At 67.9% G+C, this 21130-nt stretch carries 16 protein-coding genes; 6 read left to right on the plus strand and 10 right to left on the minus strand.

The window, feature by feature from the left end:
- Window positions 1-58: 58 nt before the first annotated feature.
- Window positions 59-610, minus strand: coding sequence for a dUTP diphosphatase (gene dut / locus J7I92_RS14750; RefSeq protein WP_214841629.1), 552 nt, complete (start codon window positions 608-610; stop codon window positions 59-61).
- A 107-nt stretch (window positions 611-717) separates the two neighbouring features.
- Here dut and J7I92_RS14755 point away from each other — a divergent pair, with 107 nt between their 5' ends.
- Complete coding sequence (locus J7I92_RS14755) at window positions 718-1206, plus strand: DUF3093 domain-containing protein (protein WP_214841631.1); 489 nt, start codon at window positions 718-720, stop codon at window positions 1204-1206.
- A gap of 6 nt (window positions 1207-1212) precedes the next feature.
- Here the strand turns inward: J7I92_RS14755 and J7I92_RS14760 are convergent, their stop codons facing one another.
- Window positions 1213-1512, minus strand: a complete 300-nt coding sequence (locus tag J7I92_RS14760; protein ID WP_214841633.1) for a DUF4193 domain-containing protein — start codon at window positions 1510-1512, stop codon at window positions 1213-1215.
- A 288-nt stretch (window positions 1513-1800) separates the two neighbouring features.
- Here J7I92_RS14760 and sepH point away from each other — a divergent pair, with 288 nt between their 5' ends.
- Window positions 1801-3423, plus strand: coding sequence for a septation protein SepH (gene sepH / locus J7I92_RS14765; RefSeq protein WP_214841635.1), 1623 nt, complete (start codon window positions 1801-1803; stop codon window positions 3421-3423).
- A 72-nt stretch (window positions 3424-3495) separates the two neighbouring features.
- Here the strand turns inward: sepH and J7I92_RS14770 are convergent, their stop codons facing one another.
- The 4 genes from J7I92_RS14770 to J7I92_RS14785 form a co-directional block, all read right to left on the minus strand.
- Window positions 3496-4230: a thymidine kinase gene (locus J7I92_RS14770; protein WP_214841637.1), complete on the minus strand. Its 735-nt coding sequence runs from the start codon at window positions 4228-4230 to the stop codon at window positions 3496-3498.
- The gene (locus tag J7I92_RS14775) at window positions 4223-5479 is read right to left on the minus strand and encodes an alkaline phosphatase family protein (protein ID WP_214841639.1); all 1257 of its coding nucleotides are present in this window, start codon (window positions 5477-5479) and stop codon (window positions 4223-4225) included. Before J7I92_RS14775 ends, J7I92_RS14770 begins: the two co-directional genes overlap by 8 nt.
- Before the next feature lies 1 nt (window position 5480).
- On the minus strand, window positions 5481-6221 hold the full coding sequence (locus tag J7I92_RS14780) for a DUF5998 family protein (protein ID WP_214841641.1): 741 nt from the start codon (window positions 6219-6221) through the stop codon (window positions 5481-5483).
- A gap of 70 nt (window positions 6222-6291) precedes the next feature.
- The gene (locus J7I92_RS14785) at window positions 6292-8982 is read right to left on the minus strand and encodes a GNAT family N-acetyltransferase (protein ID WP_214841643.1); all 2691 of its coding nucleotides are present in this window, start codon (window positions 8980-8982) and stop codon (window positions 6292-6294) included.
- Window positions 8983-9036: 54 nt separating this feature from the next.
- Here J7I92_RS14785 and J7I92_RS14790 point away from each other — a divergent pair, with 54 nt between their 5' ends.
- Together J7I92_RS14790 and J7I92_RS14795 are read left to right on the plus strand one after the other, a co-directional pair.
- Window positions 9037-11535 carry a DNA topoisomerase (ATP-hydrolyzing) subunit A gene (locus tag J7I92_RS14790; protein ID WP_214841645.1) on the plus strand — a complete coding sequence of 833 codons (2499 nt, stop codon included), beginning with the start codon at window positions 9037-9039 and terminating at the stop codon, window positions 11533-11535.
- Window positions 11536-11544: 9 nt separating this feature from the next.
- Complete coding sequence (locus J7I92_RS14795; protein ID WP_214841647.1) at window positions 11545-12063, plus strand: DinB family protein; 519 nt, start codon at window positions 11545-11547, stop codon at window positions 12061-12063.
- Window positions 12064-12095: 32 nt separating this feature from the next.
- On the opposite strand, the gene J7I92_RS14800 is transcribed toward J7I92_RS14795, so the two are convergent.
- Genes J7I92_RS14800 through J7I92_RS14815 form a run of 4 tightly spaced genes read right to left on the minus strand, consistent with a single transcriptional unit; the run spans window position 12096 to window position 19409 of the window.
- Entirely contained in the window at window positions 12096-13190 is a 1095-nt protein-coding gene (locus tag J7I92_RS14800) for a GNAT family N-acetyltransferase (protein WP_214841649.1), read from the minus strand.
- A gap of 9 nt (window positions 13191-13199) precedes the next feature.
- Window positions 13200-16736, minus strand: coding sequence for a thiol reductant ABC exporter subunit CydD (cydD, locus tag J7I92_RS14805; protein WP_214841651.1), 3537 nt, complete (start codon window positions 16734-16736; stop codon window positions 13200-13202).
- Window positions 16737-16742: 6 nt separating this feature from the next.
- Window positions 16743-17792 (minus strand): cytochrome d ubiquinol oxidase subunit II, encoded by a 1050-nt coding sequence (cydB, locus tag J7I92_RS14810; protein ID WP_214841653.1) that lies wholly within the window; start codon window positions 17790-17792, stop codon window positions 16743-16745.
- Window positions 17793-17810: 18 nt separating this feature from the next.
- Complete coding sequence (locus tag J7I92_RS14815; protein ID WP_214841655.1) at window positions 17811-19409, minus strand: cytochrome ubiquinol oxidase subunit I; 1599 nt, start codon at window positions 19407-19409, stop codon at window positions 17811-17813.
- 272 nt (window positions 19410-19681) lie between these two features.
- On the opposite strand from J7I92_RS14815, the gene J7I92_RS14820 reads away from it, so the two are divergent.
- On the plus strand, window positions 19682-20068 hold the full coding sequence (locus J7I92_RS14820; RefSeq protein ID WP_214841657.1) for a BlaI/MecI/CopY family transcriptional regulator: 387 nt from the start codon (window positions 19682-19684) through the stop codon (window positions 20066-20068).
- Window positions 20069-20074: 6 nt separating this feature from the next.
- On the plus strand, window positions 20075-21094 hold the full coding sequence (locus J7I92_RS14825; RefSeq protein WP_214841659.1) for a M56 family metallopeptidase: 1020 nt from the start codon (window positions 20075-20077) through the stop codon (window positions 21092-21094).
- Window positions 21095-21130 lie beyond the last annotated feature (36 nt).

Genomic DNA, 21130 nt, shown 5'->3' on the forward strand with positions numbered 1-21130 from the left:
TGCCGTCCGGGCCGCGGGGTAAGTCATGCAGCGCGGCCCGCGGGCCGGCAGCGCCGGGCTAGGCCTGCGGCGGTGCGAACCCCCCGGCCGCCGCTCCGAATCCACCGGTGGAACCGAAACCGCCGTCACCGCGGACGGAGTCGCTCAGTTCCGCAACGGCCACAAACTGCGCGTACTCCACGCGTTGAATGACCATCTGTGCAATTCTATCGCCGCGCTTCAGCTCAATGGCCTTCTCACGGTCCGTGTTCAACAGGGTCACGGCGATCTCGCCGCGGTATCCGGCGTCAACCGTTCCCGGAGCGTTGACAACGGTGAGTCCGTGCTTGGTGGCCAGGCCGGAACGCGGGTGGATGAGGGCGACGTAGCCGTTCGGCAGGGCAATCGACACGCCCGTGGGCACAAGCCGGCGCTCCCCCGGTTCGAGGACGACATCCTCACGGGCGCGGAGATCAGCTCCGGCATCCCCGGGGTGGGCGTAGGACGGGGCCTCAAGGCCGGCGTCGAGCATTTTCAGCTCGACGGACAGGGTGGGCGATCCGTAGTCCGCGGCGGTGCCTTCCGGGGAGTTCGGCGGCAATGTACTCACGGCTGCAGTTTCTTCAGTCACAGTCATTCACTCTAACGCCCGTGCCGCCTCTGGGCCTAGCCGCTGCGGGTCCCGGCCAGCGCCAGAGCCAAGGTGAAATACCCCGGGAAAAGTGGAAAGCTGGGCCTATGCCGGAATCTAGTGCAGCTGCGCCTGCCCCCAACAGCACACCCCGCGGAGCCACCGTTCTGTACAGCGAGAAACTCCACCCCAGCCCCTGGATCTGGCTGGTGGCGGCCGGACTGTCCGGCGCCGGCATCCTCGTGTTCGCCCCCATCAGCATCGCGGCGGGCATCACCGCCGCCCTGGTGCTGTTCGCGATCATCACTGTGCTGCTGGTCCTGTCCACGCCCTCAATCACGGTAACCCGTCACACCCTGCAGGTGGGACGGGCAACCATCGAGCGGAACTACATCGGAGCGGTAACGCAGTTCAGCGGCAAGGAGGCGACGGCGGAACGCGGGCCCCGCCTGAACGGACTGGCCTACCTCTGCATCCGCGGCTGGGTGGACCCGGTGGTCAGGATCGAAATCACTGATCCGTCCGATCCCACTCCCTACTGGCTGACCTCCACGCGGCGGCCGGCGCAACTGATGGCCGCACTCACGAAGGCCTGATGTCTGTCAGCCCTCGCATTCCTTGCAGAAGAGCAATCCGCCCTTTTCGCGGGCGATCTGGGAGCGGTGACGGACAAGGAAGCATGACGAGCAGGTAAATTCATCAGGCTGGGCCGGCAGGACACGGACCAGGAGTTCCTCGCCGGACAAGTCCGCCCCCGGGAGCTCATAGCCTTCGGCGAGGTCTGATTCGTCCTCATCCACCACCGTCGTGGGCTTTTCAGTACGCCGGGTTTTCAATTCCTCAATGGAATCTTCGTTCAGTTCCTCTTCTGATTTCCGCGGCGCATCATAATCTGTCGCCATTGTTTTCTGCTCACACTCCGGTTTGTTCAGTTGGATCGCCGGTCGCGGTGACTGGGCCTCGGGAATGCTGCCTTTGGCTGGCCCCCGGTCCGGTTCATCGATGTCAACGCTGGCTTGCGTGTTTTGTGCCCGACTTAGGCGCCCATTTTTCCCCAAGGACGGCCCGAAAGCGAGACTCTTTTCCGGATGATGTCCGGAATATCGCGGCGCGCCCTCTGCCTTCCCCGGAAATGCCTCCGCCGGGTGGCAGAGTTTCGAATGTCAGTAATGCCAGGGTGGAGGATTTGTATGCAGGATCTACGGCTTGTAGGCGTCCACGACGACGGGGAGCATCTCCTGTTGAACGGCACCGGCGGCGAGATGTTCCGGCTGCCGATCGACGAAGCCCTCCGGCTCGCGGCCAGCCGCTCTCCGGCGAAAGGTGCCGCTGCTGCTTCGCCCGTCGCCATGTCCCCGAGGGACATCCAGGCGCGCATCCGAAGCGGGGCCACTGCCGCCGAGGTGTCGGAACTGTCCGGCATCCCCCTGGCGAAGGTCCAGCGCTATGAAGGCCCCGTGCTCGCGGAACGCGACTACGTGGCGCGGCAGGCCCGGAAAATCGAGGTTGCTTCCCCCGCTCCCGGCCATGACGTCTACCGCTCCGCCTTTGGCGACAACCCTGCCACCCTCGGTGACATGGTGGCCCACCGGCTCAACGCCCACGGCATCGAATCCTCCTCGGTCGAATGGGACTCCTGGCGGCGCCCCGACGGCACGTGGACCGTGGTTGCCCGCTTCCAGACCAACCCCGGCGGGCACGCCAGCATCGGCGAGGAGCCGCCGGCCATGTGGACCTTCAGCCCTGCCCGGAAATCCTTGCAGAACGCCAACCGCTGGGCGCAGCAGCTGAGCGAACTGGAGCCGCTGGACGGCCCCGTGCCGGCCCGCCGGCTGACAGCGGTTTCCGACCGCCCCTTCGACTTTGAGACCGACGCCGAGGCGGCCGCTGCCCGGACGGCTACCGGCCAGCCCGGCAAGGATTCTGACGGCCTGCTCGACATGCTGCGGTCCCGCCGCGGCCAGCGCCTGGGCACGGACGAGGACGGCGACGACGCCCTGGCCCTGCTGCTCACCAACGGTGTTCCAGCGGCCCACCCCAGGCCCGCCGAAGTGGTTGCGGAGTCCGGGGAAGACGAAAGCGTGACTGCCGTAGAGGGCAGTTCCGAGGCCAGCGACGAACCCAAGGCCCCTGCGGCCAAGGGAGATTCCTTCACCCGCAAGCGTGAAGGCCGGGCTTCCATGCTTTCCCGCCTGAGTTTGGCTCCGCGGCACACTGAGCATGATGACCGGTTGAAACTCCATGGCGGCGTCAGCACGGAGACCCGGGAAATCACCATCGTGGCCTCGCCCCGGCGCCCCGTCACGAATAGCCCCGTCACCGGGCGGCCTGCTACCGAGGGCATGGTGCCAGCGTCGAACGAGGAGTCCAGGACCGGGTCCGGCAGCGCGACGGCGGACGCGGACGCCGGCCCCGACGCCGGCACAGCAGCACACGGCCGAGCAGCACAAGGAACAGCGGCACACGGGACAGCGGCCCCGGGCCTGGCGGGCGACACCGCCACGGGCGACGCGCTGGCAGCCGACGCGCTGGCAGCCGACACCGCCGAAGGCGATGCCGCGGCCAGTACGGAATCCGGTCCCGCCAGGGAAGCTGTCTCCGTCGGGCAGTCCGGCTGGAACCGTGATGCCACAGCGAACGCCGGCCTGGATGAACTGCTTGGCGGCGGCGGCCCCGGGCGAAGCCGTCACGATGCCCCGGCCGGCCCGAGGAACGACAGCGACGCAGAGCCGCCGGAACGGCAGCCCTCGAAACCCAAGCGTTCCAGCGTGCCCAGCTGGGATGAAATAGTCTTCGGCGCCCGCGGCGACTGACAAAGGTCCCGCCAGCTCTCATGCTCCAGCTGACCGGCCGAACTGTCCCGGCCCAAGCCAAACTGTCCCGGCCTAACTTGTCCCGCGCTTGTCCTGCGGCTCCCCGGCTCCATGCCACAGGCAGGCGTCCACCTCGAACGGCAGCAACTGGTCCTGCTGGGCCATGACGTTGGCTCCATGGGCCGTCACGCGGCGCATGAAATGCCGCCGGCACAATGTCTCGTAACCCACCACAGGGGTGTGGTCCGCGGCGCCGGCGGAGGCCGGATCCAGGGCCATGTCGACGTCGCCAACGACTACCTGCGCACCCTCGGTGACCATCACGCCGTCAACGGTGCGCGCGTTGTGGGTGGCCCGGCGGCCGCACCAGCACAATGCTTCCACCTGCAGCACCTGGACCCGGTCCGCCAGTTCGATCAGCCGCTGGGACCCGGGGAACAGCCGCGTTCGGAAGTCCGCGGTGATGCCGAATGCAAACACGTCGACGTCGATCTCGTCCACGATCCGGGCCAGCTGCTCCACCTGGGATGGCGAGTAGAACTGGGCTTCGTCACAGATCAGGTAGTCCACCCGCAGGCCGCGCGTTCGGCGTTCGATCACCTCGTCCCAGAAATCAGTGGTGTCCAGGACCTCGACGCAATCCGTCTCCAGGCCGAGGCGGCTGGATATCCTTGCTCCGCCGGCACGGTCGTTGCGGCTGAACCGGACACCGCCGCGGCCCCGGGCCCGGTGGTTGTAGTCCATCTGCAGGGCGAGCGTGGACTTTCCGCAGTCCATGGTGCCGGAGAAGAAGACCAGCTCAGCCACGCGCGCCCTTCCGTCCCTGGGCCTGGAAAAACAGGAGCGGAACTTCACGCTCAGCTTTGGTCAGCGAACCGTGCTGGCCCACCACCTCCAGCGCTGTGGGGCGTACCCGGCGGGTGTCATAGAACGCCAGGGCGTCCCGGGCGGCAATCATCACGTCCCCGATGCGCGGCCCCGCTTCAGCCCGCACAGAGCCGAACAGGCCGGCGGACACTGCCTCTTCCCTGGTGAACGCCCAGATCCTGTCCCCGAACCGTGCCCGCCAGGATTCGATCAGCCGGGCACTGTGCTGCTCCCGGGCGTCGGGCTCCAGATAAAGGTGGACCATGCGCGGTTCCCCCGCGGTGTGGCGGACACCGGCGATAAGGGCCGGCTCTGCCGAGTAGTCGATGCGCTGCGATTCAGGAACGTCGAGCATGCCGTGGTCCGCCGTCAGCAGGACGGTGGTGCCCGGCGGGAGGGTCTCGTTGAGGCGGCGTACGGTGGCGTCGAGCTCCTCCAGCTGGTGTTCCCATTCCGCCGACTGGCAGCCGTAGCGGTGCCCTGCCTTGTCCAGGTCGTTGACGTAGAAGTACATCAGGGAGCTTTCGGCGCCCAGCATGGCCTCCGCCGCCGCAGCCGTCCTGGCATGCGGAGTTCCGGCGGCGATGAACCGGCCGCCGCGCAGCGCAGCCTGCGTCATGGGCGAGGTGCCGAACTGCGGAAGGCTGATGGTTGTGACGTCGGTGTGGGCGGAGGCGCGCTCAAACACCGTGGGAAACGGCTGCCACTCGCCGGGGTCCACGCCGGCATCCCAGTTGCCGAGCATGTTGACCACTTTGTCCTGGTCCGGGTCAAGGACGTCGTAACCCACCATTCCGTGCTGGCCGGCCGGGAGCCCGGTCCCGAAGCTGGCAAGCGAGGACGCCGTGGTGGAGGGAAAAGCGGAGTCGAGTGCCACGGGGACGGCTCCCTGGCCCTGCTGCATCACCGACCGAAGGAAAGGGGTATGCGCCGACTTTTGCTTCAGCAGGCTCCGGCCCAGGCCGTCGGCCAGGACTACGCACACGCGTTTGGCGGCAGGCAGGTTCAGCCGGTTCTCGAAGCCTGGAATCCCGAGGCTGGCTGCCGCGCTGGTGAGGACTTCCGCGATGGAGCGCTGGCCGTAGGCAGGTGCCGCGGGCAGCGGCGAAGGAACGGGCGTGCCTTCGGAGAGGTGCGCGCCTTCGGAAACGGCAAGTACAGACGGTTCGGATTTGTTCTCGGGCGTCATCTCAGCGCTGGTGCCCGCGGCTCAGGCGGTTGCCGAAAACACCGGTGCGGGGACGCGGCGCCGGCACGGGGCCGTGCGGCTCCGGCGCGGCCGAGCCCGTGTTGACGGCGCGCAAGGCCCGGGCGAACAGCTTGGCGTCCTGGACGGCCTGCAGGCCGTCAGCTTCGGCGCTGATGCGCAGCACAATGTCTTCCTGGGCGATGGTTCCGCTGTAGCCGTGGTCCGCCTCGCACTGCGGATCCCCGCAGCTGGCAGGGCCCATGTCCAGCCGCTGGCCGCCGGACCAGGCGATGGAAAGAGTGAGTTCGCGGACGGGATCGGACGGCTTGTAGTTCTGCGGTTGGGCATACATGTAGCTCAGCACCACGGAACGGATCTGCGCCACGGGAACGGATTCGGTGGAAATCTGGGCGACGATCTGCTCGCCGGCGTCGTCCAGCTGCTGGTCGTCAACGTGGGCGATGACCAGCATGTCGTCCGTCAGGACCAGGACGGTGATGTGCCGGCGGACTTCGGCGCGGTCAAAGTGCGTCTCAAGGTGCACAAGGTGTGCCATGCAGTCGCGGCCGTCCAGGGCGTCATCCACTACATCGGCTACCAGCCGCGGGTAGAAGCCTGCGCGCTGGAGGGCCCCGTCAAGGCTCTGGCCCTGGGCACCGTGGTCATGGGCGCTGTGGCTCTGTGCGGCCTGGTGGCCGGAACGGGGTGCTTGCGGCTTTGACGCGGGAGGCTGGGGGGTCATTACCCCATTTTCACAGATCGGCTGGGCACTTGCTAACTGTGTGCCCGGCGGCGCCCCGAATGAAGCGGCGCTAGCTCCGCATCGCGCGGCGGGCACTGTCGGTCCGCCGGGCAGCGTTCGCGATCCTGACGTCGGCGGCCAGGATCGATGCGCCCCGGGGACCGGCCAGCACGGGGTTGAACTCAATCAGCGCAATTTCAGGGTGGTTGTCCTTGAGCCTGGTCAGCCGCGCGGCGATGTCCTCCAGCGCCGCCACGTCCACCGCCGGCAGCCCCTGGTAGCCGAACAGCTTCCGGGCTGCCCGGGGTGCGCGGATGAAATCGTGGACGTCGGCGTCGGACAGCGGGGGTACCCGGTGTGACCAGTCCTCCAGCAGGTTCACGGCGTCGCCGGCCAGCCCGAAGGACACCACCGGACCCAGCAGCGGATCTTCGATGGCCCGGAACGTGCACGCCTGTCCCACCGGCGCCATGGTCTGTACTTCCATGGACGGCGATCCGTAGGGCGCCAGGGCCCGGTGCATCTGGATGATGTTCCGGCGCAGTGAATCGGCGTCCGGAATATCCAGCCGCACCCCGCCCAGGTCCAGCCGGTGGCGCAGGGCGGGGTCGGTGGTCTTGAGCACCACCGGCCAGCCCAGCCGCTCGGCCGCCGCCACGGCCTGTTCAGGGGTGTCGAAGCCTTCGGAGGGCACCACGTTGATGCCGTAGTGGGCCAGCAAGGTTGCGGCCTTCGCCGGGGCGAGCTGCACCAGTTGCTCGCCGGGTGCGTCGTGGAGCAGTTCCTCCAGCTCGGCCCTGACACTCTCCGGGTCGCAGCCGGCGGGCTCCACGAACAGGCCCTTGTCACGGTCCACCCACTCGGCGTACCGCACAACGGCTGCGAGCGCTGCGACGGCGGCGCCCGGGTTGGAGTAGCAGGCTACTGAACCGCGGGCGGGCTCTGCTCCCACCATGCCCTCGACATAGATGGACGGATCCAGGATCCCGGTGAAGGCGGCAACCACGGGCTTTCCGGCCGCCGCGGAGCACTCCGCCAGCACGCCGGCGATCTTCTCAACGGTGAGGCCCCGCGCCGGCAGCAGCGCCACAACGACGGCGTGCACGGAGTCCGAGGCGAGCGTCCCGGCCAGGCTTTCGCGGAGGGCCGGAAGCGCCAGCGACATGCCGGCGTCGAGATCCACATCGGTGACGATCCGGTCAACGCCGAGGCCATTCGCGGCTGCGCTGTCGGCCACCACCTTGCCGAGCGCCCGGGAGTTGCTGAACACTGCTATGTCCGCCCCGGCCGGCAGCGGCTGGCCGGCGACGATCTGTGCCACATCCATGAGCTGTTCTATGGTTTCGACCCGGATCACCCCGGACTGGCGCATCATCGCGTCCAGCGCCCCGGCGGGCGCCTGCGTGGTCCGGACCGAATGTCCCGGCGGAAGCTGGAGGCCCATGCTGTCCGACTTTGCGACAATGACGGGTTTGGTGCGGGCAAGGCGCCGCGCCAGGCGGGAAAACTTGCGCGGGTTGCCGATGGATTCGAGGTAGAGCCCCACCGCTGCGGTGTCGGCGTCGTCTTCCCAGAACTGCATCATGTCGTTGCCGGAGACATCCGCGCGGTTGCCGGCGGAGAGGAAGGTGGAGATCCCCAGGCGGCGCCGGCTGGAGGCGGCGTACAAGGCCACTCCGATGGCAGCGGACTGGCTGAACAGACCCAGTCCGCCCCCGGGCGGCAGGCTCGGCGCCATGGATGCGTTCAGGGACACCGACGGGTTGGTATTGACGATGCCCAGGGATGCCGGGCCGATCACGCGCATGCCGTTGGACCTGGCCTGGCGGACCAGCTCCCGCTGCCGCGCCAGGCCCCGTTCGCCGTCGTCCGCGTAGCCGGCTGTGGCCACCACCACGCCCTTCACTCCGGCGGCCGCGCATTCCGCCACGACCTTGGACACTTCCTCGTAGGGCACCGCGATGATGGCCAGCCGGACCGGGTCCGGAACTTCGGCGAGCCTGGCAAAGGACAGCATGCCCGCGAGTTCGAGGGCCTCGGGGTTGATCGCGTAGACCGGCCCGGTGAAGCCGCCTTCAATGATGTGTTCCAGCAGCTGGTAGCCGATGGTTCCCCATTTGCGGCTGGCACCGACCACGGCAACCGACGACGGCGCCAGCAGCTCCTGGATGCTGCGCGCCTCCGCCCGATGCTCACGCGCCTCCATGACGGCCCGGGATTTTTCGGTGGGGTCGATGTTGAACTCCAGGCTCACCACGCCGTCGTCAAAATGCCTCTTCACGTCGTAGCCGGCGTCGGAGAAAACCATCAGCATCTTGCGGTTCTCCGGCAGCACTTCGGCGCTGAATTTGCGGATGCCGTTTTCGCGGGCAGCGGCGGCCAGGTGCTCCAGCAGGATGGACCCGATGCCGCGGCCTTGGTGGGCGTCGGCTATATTGAAGGCAACCTCGGCTTCTTCGGGATCGGCGAGCCGGTCGTAGCGGCCGATGCCCAGGATTTCACCGCCAATGGTGATCACCAGCGCCACCCGGTCCTTGTAGTCCACTTCCGTGAAGCGCTTCAGCTCCTTGCTGGAGAGCCGCGCCTTGAAGGCGAAGAACCGCATGTAGATGGAGTTCTGCGACTGGCCGGAGTGGAAGGCCTGCACGGCATCGGCGTCCGCGGGATGAATGGGACGCAAATGAGCTGTCCCGCCATCGCGCAGAACGACATCGGCTTCCCAATATTCCGGATATATGCCGTCCCCGGGCTGATCCACCATAGGCTTAGCCTAGCTAAAACTCCCCCAGTAAACCGTTAAGGATCCACCAGCCTCATGGCCCGCCGCCAAAGTACCGCCCCGGCAGGGGACGCCGTCCAGGACTACACCGAGAACATTGTTGATATCGACGTCACGTCGGAAATGGAAGGCTCGTTCCTCGAGTACGCCTATTCGGTCATCTATTCACGGGCCCTCCCCGACGCCCGCGACGGCCTGAAGCCGGTGCAGCGGCGCATCCTCTACATGATGAGTGAGATGGGCCTCCGCCCGGACCGCGGCCACGTGAAAAGCGCCCGTGTGGTGGGCGAGGTCATGGGCAAGCTGCACCCGCACGGCGATACCGCCATCTACGACGCCATGGTCCGCATGGCACAGGACTTTTCCTTGCGGCTGCCGCTGATCGACGGCCACGGCAACTTCGGCTCGCTCGACGACGGCCCGGCGGCCCCTCGCTACACCGAGGCCCGCCTCGCCGCGGCGGCCCTGACGCTGACGGACCACCTCGACGAAAACGTGGTGGATTTCGTCCCCAACTATGACAACCAGCTGACCCAGCCGGACGTGCTCCCTGCCGCGTTCCCCAACCTGCTGGTCAACGGTGCCACCGGCATCGCCGTCGGCATGGCCACCAACATGGCCCCGCACAACCTGGTGGAGGTCATTTCCGCCGCCCGGCACCTGATCGCGAACCCGGAGGCCACCCTCGAGGACCTCATGCGGTTCGTTCCCGGACCGGACCTGCCCACCGGCGGCCGGATCGTGGGCCTGGACGGCATCCGGGACGCGTACGCCACCGGCCGCGGCTCGTTCAAGACCCGGGCCAAGGTGGAGGTGGAGCAGCTGTCTGCCCGGCGCACCGGCCTGGTGGTCACCGAACTGCCGTACATGGTGGGCCCGGAAAAGGTGATCGAAAAGATCAAGGACGCCGTCAACGGCAAGAAACTGACCGGCATCAGCGACATTGTGGACCTCACCGACCGCAAGCACGGCCTGCGCCTGGTGATCGAGCTGAAGAACGGCTTCAACCCGAACGCCGTGCTCCAGCAGCTCTACCGTTTCTCGCCCATGGAAGATTCCTTCGGCATCAACAACGTCACGCTGGTGGACGGGCAGCCGCAGACGCTCGGCCTGGTGCAGCTCCTTTCGGTGTATGTTGACCACCGCATCAACGTGGTGCGCCGGCGGACGGCGTTCCGCCTGGCGAAGAAGAAGGACCGCCTCCACCTGGTGGAGGGCCTCCTGATCGCCATCGTGGACATCGACGAGGTCATCCAGATCATCCGGTCCTCGGACGAGGTCGCGGCGGCCCGCGAACGCCTGATGTCCATCTACGACCTCACCGAAATCCAGGCGAACTACATCCTGGAACTCCGGCTCCGGCAGCTGACCAAGTACTCGCGGATCGAGCTCGAAAAGGAGCAGGAGGAGCTGAAGCGTGAGATTGCCGCGCTGGAAGCCATCCTGGGGTCGGACCAGCTCCTGCGCGAACTGGTCTCCGACGAACTGGCGGAGATCGCCGAAAAGTACGGCACCCCCCGCCGCACCGTGCTTCTTGAATCCGAGGCGGTCTCCCCCACCGTCGCTGCGCTGGCAGCAACACCCAACGGCAAGGGCAAGGCGGCGCCGCTGGCACTGGAGATCGCCGATGACCCCTGCTGGGCCATCCTTACCGCCAGCGGGCAGATCGCCCGGACCGCCAACCAGGATTCCCTGGCCGAGTCGGGACCGCGGTCCAAGCACGACGTCTTCCGGTCCGTGGTGAAAACCTCCGCCCGCGGAGAGATCGCTGCCGTGACCTCGCTGGGCCGGATGCTGCGCCTGCAGGTCATGGACATGCCCATGCTGCCGCCGATGTCGGGGCTTCCCAACCTCACCGGCGGCGTACCGGCCAAGGACTTCATCACCCTGCTGAAGGGCGAATCACTCGTTGCCTTCGCGCCGCTGGACACGGTGCTGGCCATCGGCACTGCCCAGGGCGTCGTCAAGCGCGTACAGCCCGACTACCCGCTCAACCGCGAGGACTGGGAAGTCATTGCCCTGAAGGACAAGGACACCGTGGTGGGCGTCGAACCGGCGGGCGCCGACGACGTCGACCTCGTGTTTGTGACCCGGCAGGCACAGCTGCTGCGCTTCAACGCGGCGACTGTCCGGCCACAGGGCAGGACGGCGGGCGGCATGGTCGGCATCAAGTTGGCCGACGGGGATCAGGTGCTGTTCTTCGGCACCGTGGCACCCGGCGACGATGCCGCCGTCGTGGTGACGGTGTCAGGCACCGAAGGCGCCCTTCCGGGCACGGCTCCGGGTGCGGGAAAAGTGACGGCGTTCGCCGAGTACCCCGCCAAGGGCCGGGCCACCGCGGGAGTGCGCGCCCACAGGTTCCTCAAGGGCGAAGATACCCTCCTCGTCGCGTGGGCGGGGCACGGTCCGGCCAAGGCGTCGTCGCTCGGCGGCGTGGCGCGGTCGCTGCCGCAGGAGCATGGCCGCCGGGACGGCTCCGGCATCCCGCTGTCGCAGGCCGTGGATGTCATCGGTCCGAGCATGACGTGGGCCTAGACTACTGGCATGCCTATCATCCCGGACGAAAAGGACTGGACCTGGGTGCTGACCCGGCCCTGTCCCGAATGCGGCTTCGACGCCTCAACGGTCACTCCGGCGACAGTTCCCGGAAGCGTCTCCAACATGCTCCCCCGCTGGCGCGCAGCGCTGCGGCGCCCGCACGTTGCGGAACGCCCGGACGACTCCACCTGGTCGGTGCTGGAGTATGCATCGCACGTCCGGGACGTCTTCAGCATCTTCGACCAGCGGCTGAACCTGATGCTCAATGAGGACAATGCCCGGTTCGAGAACTGGGACGGGGACAAGACGGCGGTGGAGAAGGACTACGCCAACGCCGACCCGGCGGTGGTCAGCGCGGAGCTGACGGCCGAAGGCGAACAGGTCGCGGAGTCCTTTGCCTCCGTGCACGAGGATGAGTGGGGCCGCAAGGGCTTCCGGAGCAACGGTGCGGAGTTCACAGTGCTGACCCTCGCGCAGTATTTCCTGCACGACGTCGTCCACCACCTGCACGACGTCGACGGCTAGGATGCGCCGCTGACGAAGGTCGGCGGGCTGGTTCAGCCGAGCCGGGGAACCTCCCTGTCCCACGCGAGGCTCCTGTTGACCGCGGCGTAGCCCATCTTCTCGTAGAGTGCGAGCGCTCCCGTGGGGTTCTCGGAGTCGACATCCAGCGAGGCCCGGTCCATCCCGGCTGCGGCGAAGCGCCGCATCGCGTCAGCCAGGAGCGCCTGGGCGATGCCCCGGCCGCGATACTCGCGGCGCACTCCGAGCAGGTCCGTGTAGCCTTCGCTGAAACCCCGTGACACCGCGCCGTCCGGGTCGTGGCTGGCCAGCTGGTAACCCGCCACGGCTCCGGAGCTGCGGTCCAGGACAACCGTGCTCAGGTCCGGCCGGGCCTGAGGGTCGTTGACGGTGAACCCCCAGGACTCCTCGTCACGGGGCTCGCTTCCCCAGTGGTCCCGGAAGGCAGCGTTGTGGGCCAGGCGGACGTCTTCACTGAGCTCCGGGCGCATGGTCACCAGCTCCAGCCCATCGTCAAGCCGCACTTCGGGGAGCGGTCCGCCGGCCAGGTGCCGGTGCATCTCGTTGAAATAGCGCACCACGTGGAAGCCGGCCTTTTGGAGCAGCCGCTGCTGGTGCTCGTGCTGCTGCTCCATCTGGATCCGCAGCCGCGGCACGGTGTACTCCCCCGCGGGGCCGCCATCCTCGCGCCCGCTGTCCTCGCGTCCGCTGTCCTCGCGTCCGCTGTCCTCGCGTTCGCTGTCCTCGGCGAAGCGCTGGATGGTCCGCTCGCCGAGCCATTCCAGGAGCGCGCTCCCGATCCCCCGCCGCTGCCAGGCGGGGTCGACGCAGCCGAAGCCGTACGCCTTGTCGCCCTCCTTGTTTTTCGTGATGCGGGCATAGGCGCGCAGAACGGAGCGGCCGTCCAGCACCAGGACGGTGTTGGCGGCCGGGTGGTTCTTCTTCGACTGCAGGATCTGTTCAAGGTCGGCAGCGCGCTCAAACCACACCGGTTTCTCCACCTCGGCCGTCCGGGCAATCAGGGCAGCCCACGCTTCAAGGTCAGCCTCCGCTGCAGGGCGCCAGGCAAGGCCTGCGTCAGCGAGGGACTTTTGCCAGGCTCCGGGCACCAAGGGGGCGTCGTTCAGCATGGCAACAGGCTAGCTGCCGGCACCGCCCCGCGCCAGAACGTGCCCGCCTCCGGCTGCCGGCACGCCGCTGAAGCCGGGACCAACGCCGGCAGCCGATCCCGCGTCGAGGTCCAGCCTGGCGTCGGCCGCGTCAATGTCGTCCGGGTTGTGGGTCACCAGCACCACGGTCCGTCCGGTGAGGCCCCTGCGCAGGTCGGCCAGCATTGCCCTGCCTGCCTCAGCGTCGAGGTGCGCGGTGGGTTCGTCCAGCAGGATCACGTCCGCACCGGTCATCAGCGTCCTGGCGACTGCAAGCCGCTGCCGCTCTCCGCCGCTCAGGAAGGCACCCCCGGGTCCGATCCGGGTGTCGGCGCCTTCTTCCAGCCTCCCCAGCAGGGGCTCCAGCCCGACGGCGGCCAGGGCAGCAGTGATTTCCTGCTCGACGTCGCCCGCTTTGCCCTCCGGCCGGCCGAGCATCAGGTTGCCGCGGATGGTGGAATCGAACAAGTGTGCTTCCTGGGGACACCACGCTGCGCGCCCGCTGACCGCGATGTGTCCGGAGCGGGGCTGCAGGAATCCGAGCATCACGGCCAGCAGGGTGGACTTGCCGGACCCCGAGGCTCCTGTCACGGCAAGCCAGCCGCCGGGTTCCGCGGTGGCGGAAACCCCCGTGAACACTTCCGGTCCGGCGGGCCAGGCGGCGGACAAGGCCTCAAGCTCGATGCCGGGGCGGGCGCCGGGGCGCTGCGCCACCGGCTCCAGGCCGCCGCTCCCGCCCGTCGGCCGCCTGGAGTCCTGCGCCGGGGCGTCCTCAGCGAGGTCCGGGGCGTCGGAAGCATCCAGGACCCCGGCCGCGCTGATCCGGTCCAGGACCTGCCGGAGCGCCGGGTACTGCCGGACCGCCGTCGTCATGGCCGCGTAAGGCTCCACTAGCGCCAGCTGCAGGAGGACCACGACGGCGGCCGTGGCCGGTTCGACGGATCCGCCCAGCACCTGCGGTGCGGCCAGCACCGCACTGGCGAGCGCGGCGGCACCGCAGCCGAGGACCGTCAGGGCCTGGCCCAGCCCTTCCGCCCACGCAGACCGCTGGGAGGCTGCCGTCGCCTTCTTGTCGGCGTCGGCGATGGTGGACAGCACCGGCGCCGCAACACCGTTGGCGTACAGTTCGGCGCGTGCATCCAGTGCCGCGGCAACCTGTCGCAACACCCCGGAACGTAAGCGTTGCTCGGCCTGGGCCGACCTCCGGTCCGCAAGCAGGGCTGCCGCGGGTGCGGCCACCAGGGACATCAGCGCCGCTGCGATGACCGCGGGCAGTGCCCGGGGCAGGAGCAGGCTGGTGGCCGCCACGGCGCACATTCCCACCGCCGCCGCGGTGACCGGGGGCAGCACCACCCGGGGAAGCAGGTCCCTGACCGTGTCCACGTCGTCAATGACTGTGCCGAGAACGTTGCCGCCTTGGAGAAGCCTTCGCACGGACAGCGCGCGGCGGCTCAGCGAATCCCACAGCCGGCCGCGCAGTCGCGTGAGGGAGGCGAAAACGGCGTCGTGCAGCAGGAGCCGTTCGGTGTATCTGAGCACCGCGCGGCCGATGCCGAAGAACCGCACCCCGACGATTGCCGTGAGCAGGTAGAGGATGGGGGGCTGCTCGCTGGCCCTGATGATCAGCCAGCCGGACAGTCCTGCCAGGGCCACGGCAAACAGGGCTGCGAGGACTCCCACCGCTCCGGCTGCGGTGAACTTGAGGGACTGGGGCCGCAGGAGCCGGAAGATCCGGGCCGGTGTGTTTCCTCCCGCCGGTGGTACGACGCCGCCGTCCGCCGCCGGGGCGGCAGCTGCAGTCCGCGCGGGAACGGGACCGTCGACGGACCGCTCGGCGCCAGCGTGTGCAGCCCCGGCGGGGCCGGCGGTCATGCCGGCGTCCGGCCGCACAGCTGCGGGTGAGGCATCCTTGGCTGCACCCACCGCCACCACATGGTCCGCGAGTTCCCGGGTCAGCCGGTCGTGGGCCACCAGCAGCACGGTGGCCCGGCCCCGGAGCCCGCGGATGGAATCGTTGACCACGTTCGCGGATTCGCGGTCCAGATGGGCAGTCGGTTCATCCAGCAGAAGCAGCGTGGCCCCGGCCTCAATCCGGGCCAGGCCCCGCGCCAGGGCAACCCTGCGCAGCTCCCCCGGGCTCAGCTCGGCCGGGTGTTTGCCGGCCACGTGTCCGGCTCCGGCGGCTTCCAGGCAACGCTGCGCGGCTGACGCGGCAGAGGACTCCCCCAGATACAGCTGCACTTCGGCCAGGGCGGTGTCCGCCAGCATCACCGGATGCTGCGGCACCCACGCGACGTCCGACGGCGCGAATCCGCCGATGCGGCCGCTGGCGACGGTGCTGCCGCCGGTGCCCGTGATTCCCGCCAGGACGCCGAGGACAGTGCTCTTGCCTGACCCGCTGGCGCCGTCGAGCGCGGTGATCCGCCCGGCGGGCGCGTCAAAGCTGAGCGGCCCGACGGCGGGTTCCCGCCTCCCGCCGTACGCCACCGTCAGGCCGCGGACATGTACCGCGGGAAGGACCGCCCCGACGTCGGACGCCTTCTGCTGCACCCTGTCCTCCGGCTGCACGCGGCCATGCGGCTTCAACGGAGCGGCCTCCGGCGCGTCCATGACCGCGGTGACCTCGGCGAGTGCGGCACGCCCGTCGTCGCTGGCATGGTGGGCGGTGCCAAGTTCGCGCAGCGGCAGGTAGCAGTCCGGTGCAAGGATCAGCGCAAGCAGTCCGGCTTCCAGTGCCATGTCCCCGTGCACCAGGCGCACGCCGATGAAGACAGCGACGACGGCGACTGAGATCGTGGCGATGAGTTCCAGGGCGAGGGCGGAGAGGAACGCCGTCCGGAGGGTGTCCATGGTCCGGGACCGGTACTGCTCCGAGATGTCCTCAAGAGCCTTGCGCTGTGCGGTGGCCCGGCCCAGCCCCACGAGAACGGGCAAGCCCTTGGCCAGTTCCAGCATGTGGCCGGACAGCCGGGCCAATGCCGACTGCGCGGCCCGGACCCGGTCTTCGGTGTAGCGGCCGATCAGCACCATAAAGACCGGCACCAGCGGCACGGTCAGCACGACCACAACCGCACTGACCCAGTCCGCGAACAGGATCCGGGCCCCGAGCAGGAGCGGGACGGCCGCACAGTTCACCAGGGCAGGCAGGAACTGGGTGTAGTAGCTGTCCAAGGCGTCCAGGCCCCTTGTCGCCAAGATGGCCAGGCCGCCGTCGGAGGGGCCTGCAGCACGGGTGCCGTTCCGCAGTGCGCGTTCCAGCAGCGCCGCACGCAGTTCCTCCTTGACCCCGAGCGCGGCCCGGCGCGAGGCCACGCCCTGGGCCCACACGGTCAAGGAACGGAGCACCACGCCGGCGAGTCCCCAGCCGAGCTGGTCCGCCGAGGCCGGGCTCTGTGCGACCAGTCCGGCCAGGACAGAGGCCACTGCCTGTGCCATAAGCACCAGCGACAAGGCCTTGAGGGCCGCGAGGAAGCCCAGCCAATAAAGCGCGAGCCGGTTCGCGGGGCCGGCCGGGAACTGCGGTCTCATGTGGTCCTAGTCCTTGGGTGCCAGTGCCTTGGCGGCGATGGCAGGCAGGAAGCTGTGGGCTTCCGGAATATGGGCGGCACTGACGCGGCGGCGGAACACCCAGTATGTCCAGGCCTGGTAGGCCAGCACCAGCGGCAGGCCCACGCTGGCCACGATGCTCATGAGGCCCAGGGTGTAGTCGGACGATGACGCATTGGAAATGGTCAGGTTGAAGTCCGGACTGATCGTGGAGGGCAGCACCACCGGGAAGGCTGCGCCGAAAATCGAGACGCTGCCAAGGAGCAGGAAGGCCCCGAGTGACAGGAACGCCTTCCCCTCCAGGCCGCTGCGGCCGAAGCGCCAGGCCAGCGCCGCAGCCACGACGGCGGCGGCGACCGCGGCGATGGTCCACGCCTCGCCGCTCAGCAGCTGGACGCTGACGGCCCACCCGGCGATCGGGAGCAGGAGCACCGGCAGGAGCCGGACAAACCAGCGGCGCGCGCGGTGCCGGACATCGCCGTCGGTTTTCAGTGCCAGGAACGCCAGGGCATGCACCAGCGAGAAGCACACAACGGCCAGTCCGCCCAGGACGGCATAACCGCTGAACCAGGCGAAGGGTCCGCCCTCGCGGTCGCCGTTGGCGTTGAGGGGAAGCCCGGTGGTGGTCAGGGCCAAAGCTGCGCCAACGCCGAAGGCAGCCACGAAGGACCCCGCGGCGATGGCCCAGTCCCACACCGCGCGCCAGCGGTCCGTGTCCACCTTGCCGCGGTATTCGAACGCCACGGCCCGGAAGATGAGCGCCACGAGGACCAGCAGCAGGGGAAGGTACAGGGCGGAGAACAGGGAGGCATACCACAGCGGGAACGCAGCGAAGGTGGCTCCGCCGGCGGTCAGCAGCCAGACTTCGTTGCCGTCCCAGACAGGCCCGATGGTGTTCAGCAGGACGCGGCGTTCGGTGTTGTTGCGGGCGAAGAGCTTCATCAGCATGCCGACGCCGAGGTCGAAGCCTTCGAGGAAGAGGTATCCCGTCCACAACACCGCGATGGCGATGAACCAGATGGTGGGCAGCAGTTCCATTCCGAATTTCCTCTGCTCTTAGTAGGCGAATGCCAGGACGTCGTCGGAACCACCGGGTTTGCCGGTACCGGGGCCGGGTGTGGCGTCTTCGTTTTCGTCCACGGGGACGTGGGCCAGTTCCGGCATGGCGGAAACAACGCCGCCGCGGATGTACTTCACCAGCAGCTTCACCTCCACCACCAGCAGCACGGCATACACGGACGTCAGGACCACCAGGGAGGTGAGGAGTTCGCCCGCGGAGACCCCGGGTGAGACCGCCGCGGCCGTGAACATGAACACCTGGTCGATGCCGCTGGGGTCGGGATTGGGTGCCACGACGAAGGGCTGGCGGCCCATTTCGGTGAAGATCCAGCCGGTGGCGTTGGCGCCGAAGGGAGCCAGGATCCCCAGGACGGCGATCCGCATCAGGCCCCGGGAGGCCGGCACGGTGCCCTTGCGGGTCAGCCACAGGGCCACCAGCGCGGCGAAGGCGGCCAGTCCGCCGAAGCCGATCATCATCCGGAAGCCCCAGTAGGTCACCTCCATCACCGGAACGTATTCGATTTCCTGCCCGGCACGCTCGCCGTAGATGGGGTTGTCCGGCAGGTGCGTCCCGTAGTCGGCCTTGTACTGGTCCTGCAGGCTGTTGACGCCCCGGACTTCCGTGGTGAAGTCCCCCTCGGCGAGGAAGGACAGGATCCCCGGCACCTCGATGACTGCCACGACGTCGTCGCAGTTCTTGGAACCGACGTTGCCCACGCTGAGGACCGAGAAACCGGTGCCGTCGTGGCAAGCGGCCTCGGCGGCGGCCATTTTCATGGGCTGCTGGTCAAACATGAGCTTGCCCTGGAGGTCACCGGTCAGTGCGGTACCGGCGAAGGAAATCATGGCGACGGCGGCGCCGATCCGGAGCGAGCGGATCCAGATTTGGTAGTCCGCCTTGTCCCGGCCCGGAATGCGGGATTCGCCGGGGATCACCTTGCCGTCGGCGCCGATGGTGTCGATGCCGTCATGGCGGCGGCGCCACAGGTGGTACCAGGCGATGCCCAGCAGGAACCCTCCGGCCACCGCCAGGGCGCCGAAGAGCGTGTGCGGGACGGCAACCAGGGCAGTGTTGTTGGTGAAGACGGCCCAGGCGTCGGTCATGACCGGCCGCCCGTTGATCATTTCCACGCCCACGGGGTGCTGCATCCAGCTGTTGGCCACGATGATGAAGTAGGCCGAGAACACTGAGCCCACCACGGCAATCCACAGGCAGGCGAGGTGGACGCCCTGTTTGAGCTGCTTCCAGCCGAAGATCCACAGGCCCAGGAACGTGGACTCCACGAAGAAGGCCAGGAGTGCTTCAAGGGCAAGCGGCGCCCCGAAGACATCGCCGACGAAGCGGCTGTACTCGCTCCAGGCCATGCCGAACTGGAACTCCTGCACGATGCCGGTGGCCACGCCCATGATGAAGTTGATCAGGAACAGCTTTCCCCAGAACTTGGTCATGCGGAGGTACTCCGGCTTGCCGGTGCGGTACCAAACCGTCTGGATGACTGCCACTACAAGGCCCAACCCGATGGTGAGGGGCACCATCATGAAGTGGTAGACAGTGGTGATACCGAATTGCCAGCGTGCGATTTCCAAAGCGTCCAAGGCGGTCCCTACTTTTGGCTAGGCTCTCAACAGTCCCAGTTTTCTACGCAACGTAGAACTTCAACTTCTACAAAGTGTAGAACACTTGTGGCGTGCAGTGTAAATAACAGTTCCACCGGGCAGGGTCTGAGGCAAGGGCGCGACGCGCCGTGCGTTCTACCTCACGTAGAATGAAACCGCCAAAAGGGGTAAATTGAGAGCCTAGGTATTCGAACTACGTTCCGCGACGGCCCCCGGGCCCCGCGGATCGGAGCTTAAGAAGGATGTATGGAATGGCAAGTCTTGGTGAACTGGAACGTGCAGTGATGGACTTGCTCTGGGCAGGCCAGGAAGCGGCCACCGCCAACACGCTGCGGGACCTGCTGGCGCAGAGCACCCAGGCACAGGGCAGCACCGCCGGCCACGAGGGCAAGGACCTTGCTGTCACCACCGTATTGACGGTGCTTTCACGCCTGGAGAAGAAGGGGCTCGTGGAACGCGAACGCGGCACCCGCCCCCACCGCTACCAGGCTGTTTCGAGCCGGGCGGACCACACCGCCGAACTCATGCACGAGGTTCTGGGCTCGGCGCCTGACCGCGAAGCCGTACTCGCCCGCTTCATTGGTTCAGTTACGGAAAGTGAAGCCGAAACGCTGCGCAAACTGCTTGGCCACAGCTAGCAGCGCATGTTCTGGACCTCATATTTTCTGGCGGTCCTGGCGATAGTCCTGGCGTGGCCGGTGCCTATCCTCCTCTCGCGCGCGCACTGGCCGGCACGGTCACCCTTCACTGCCATGCTGCTGTGGCAGGCAATCGCCCTCGCCGGCGGCCTGTCAATGATTGGCGCCATGCTGGTGTACGGACTCGAACCCATCGGCGACAATCTCCTGGCCGGGCTGCGCGGGCTGGCCGGAATGGTCCTTTTTAATGCTCCCACCACCGCGCTGGGCTTCTGGCATCTTTTCGCGCTGTCGGCCGCGGCCTTGCTCACGGCGCACCTCGTCTTTACTCTCCTGCTGACCTATTACCGGATCGAGCGGCAGCGCCGGCGCCACCGCGAACTCCTGGCACTGCTGGCATCGCCGTCGAGCGGCGGTCCGGGAACGGTGGTCATCAACCATGATTCCCCCGTGGCGTACTGCCTGCCCGGCGGCGCGCGGTCGGTGACAGTCCTGAGCGACGGCCTGATGGCCGCCCTGGAACCGGCGGAACTGCGGGCGGTGCTCATCCACGAAAACGCCCACCTGAGCCAGCGCCACCATCTCCTGCTCTGGGCCTTCGCCGCCTGGCGGCAGGCCCTCCCATGGCTTCCCACCACCCGCCTCGCCCAGGAATCAGTGAGCTCACTGATCGAGATGCTGGCCGACGACGTCGCCCTCAAGACGGAAAGCAAAGCGACGCTGATCAAGGCCATTGCCATCGTTGCCAGCGGCCCGGCCGGCGCGCCCGGCAGTCCGGAGGAGTTCAACGGGACCCGCCTGCCTTATGCGGCAGGCGGCAGCGCCACTGACGGAATCGTCGACGCCGGCATCCAGGGTGCCTCCGGCGGCGCCGGTTCTGCCCGCACCACCATGTCCCGGGTCAGCAGGCTGCTGTCCCCCCAGGAGCCGTTGCCGGCCTCGCTGCGGGTCCTCGTGATGGCATGCTGCCTGCTGTTGCTGGCCGTGCCGACTGCCCTGCTGCTGGTTCCCGGCCTTCTGGGCTGACGGTACCTTCCGGGGCCGGCCGGGGTCTATCGGGCC

This window comes from Arthrobacter sp. ISL-72, assembly GCF_018613755.1.
Classification (GTDB): domain Bacteria; phylum Actinomycetota; class Actinomycetes; order Actinomycetales; family Micrococcaceae; genus Arthrobacter.

What these genes read in the sequence shown, in the direction of transcription:
- J7I92_RS14755 (WP_214841631.1), top strand. Translation starts at nt 718, where the DNA reads ATGCCGGAATCTAGTGCAGCTGCGCCTGCCCCCAACAGCACACCCCGC.
- J7I92_RS14760 (WP_214841633.1), bottom strand. Translation starts at nt 1,512, where the DNA reads ATGGCGACAGATTATGATGCGCCGCGGAAATCAGAAGAGGAACTGAAC.
- sepH (WP_214841635.1), top strand. Translation starts at nt 1,801, where the DNA reads ATGCAGGATCTACGGCTTGTAGGCGTCCACGACGACGGGGAGCATCTC.
- J7I92_RS14775 (WP_214841639.1), bottom strand. Translation starts at nt 5,479, where the DNA reads ATGACGCCCGAGAACAAATCCGAACCGTCTGTACTTGCCGTTTCCGAA.
- J7I92_RS14780 (WP_214841641.1), bottom strand. Translation starts at nt 6,221, where the DNA reads ATGACCCCCCAGCCTCCCGCGTCAAAGCCGCAAGCACCCCGTTCCGGC.
- J7I92_RS14785 (WP_214841643.1), bottom strand. Translation starts at nt 8,982, where the DNA reads ATGGTGGATCAGCCCGGGGACGGCATATATCCGGAATATTGGGAAGCC.
- J7I92_RS14790 (WP_214841645.1), top strand. Translation starts at nt 9,037, where the DNA reads ATGGCCCGCCGCCAAAGTACCGCCCCGGCAGGGGACGCCGTCCAGGAC.
- J7I92_RS14795 (WP_214841647.1), top strand. Translation starts at nt 11,545, where the DNA reads ATGCCTATCATCCCGGACGAAAAGGACTGGACCTGGGTGCTGACCCGG.
- J7I92_RS14800 (WP_214841649.1), bottom strand. Translation starts at nt 13,190, where the DNA reads ATGCTGAACGACGCCCCCTTGGTGCCCGGAGCCTGGCAAAAGTCCCTC.
- cydD (WP_214841651.1), bottom strand. Translation starts at nt 16,736, where the DNA reads ATGAGACCGCAGTTCCCGGCCGGCCCCGCGAACCGGCTCGCGCTTTAT.
- cydB (WP_214841653.1), bottom strand. Translation starts at nt 17,792, where the DNA reads ATGGAACTGCTGCCCACCATCTGGTTCATCGCCATCGCGGTGTTGTGG.
- J7I92_RS14820 (WP_214841657.1), top strand. Translation starts at nt 19,682, where the DNA reads ATGGCAAGTCTTGGTGAACTGGAACGTGCAGTGATGGACTTGCTCTGG.
- J7I92_RS14825 (WP_214841659.1), top strand. Translation starts at nt 20,075, where the DNA reads ATGTTCTGGACCTCATATTTTCTGGCGGTCCTGGCGATAGTCCTGGCG.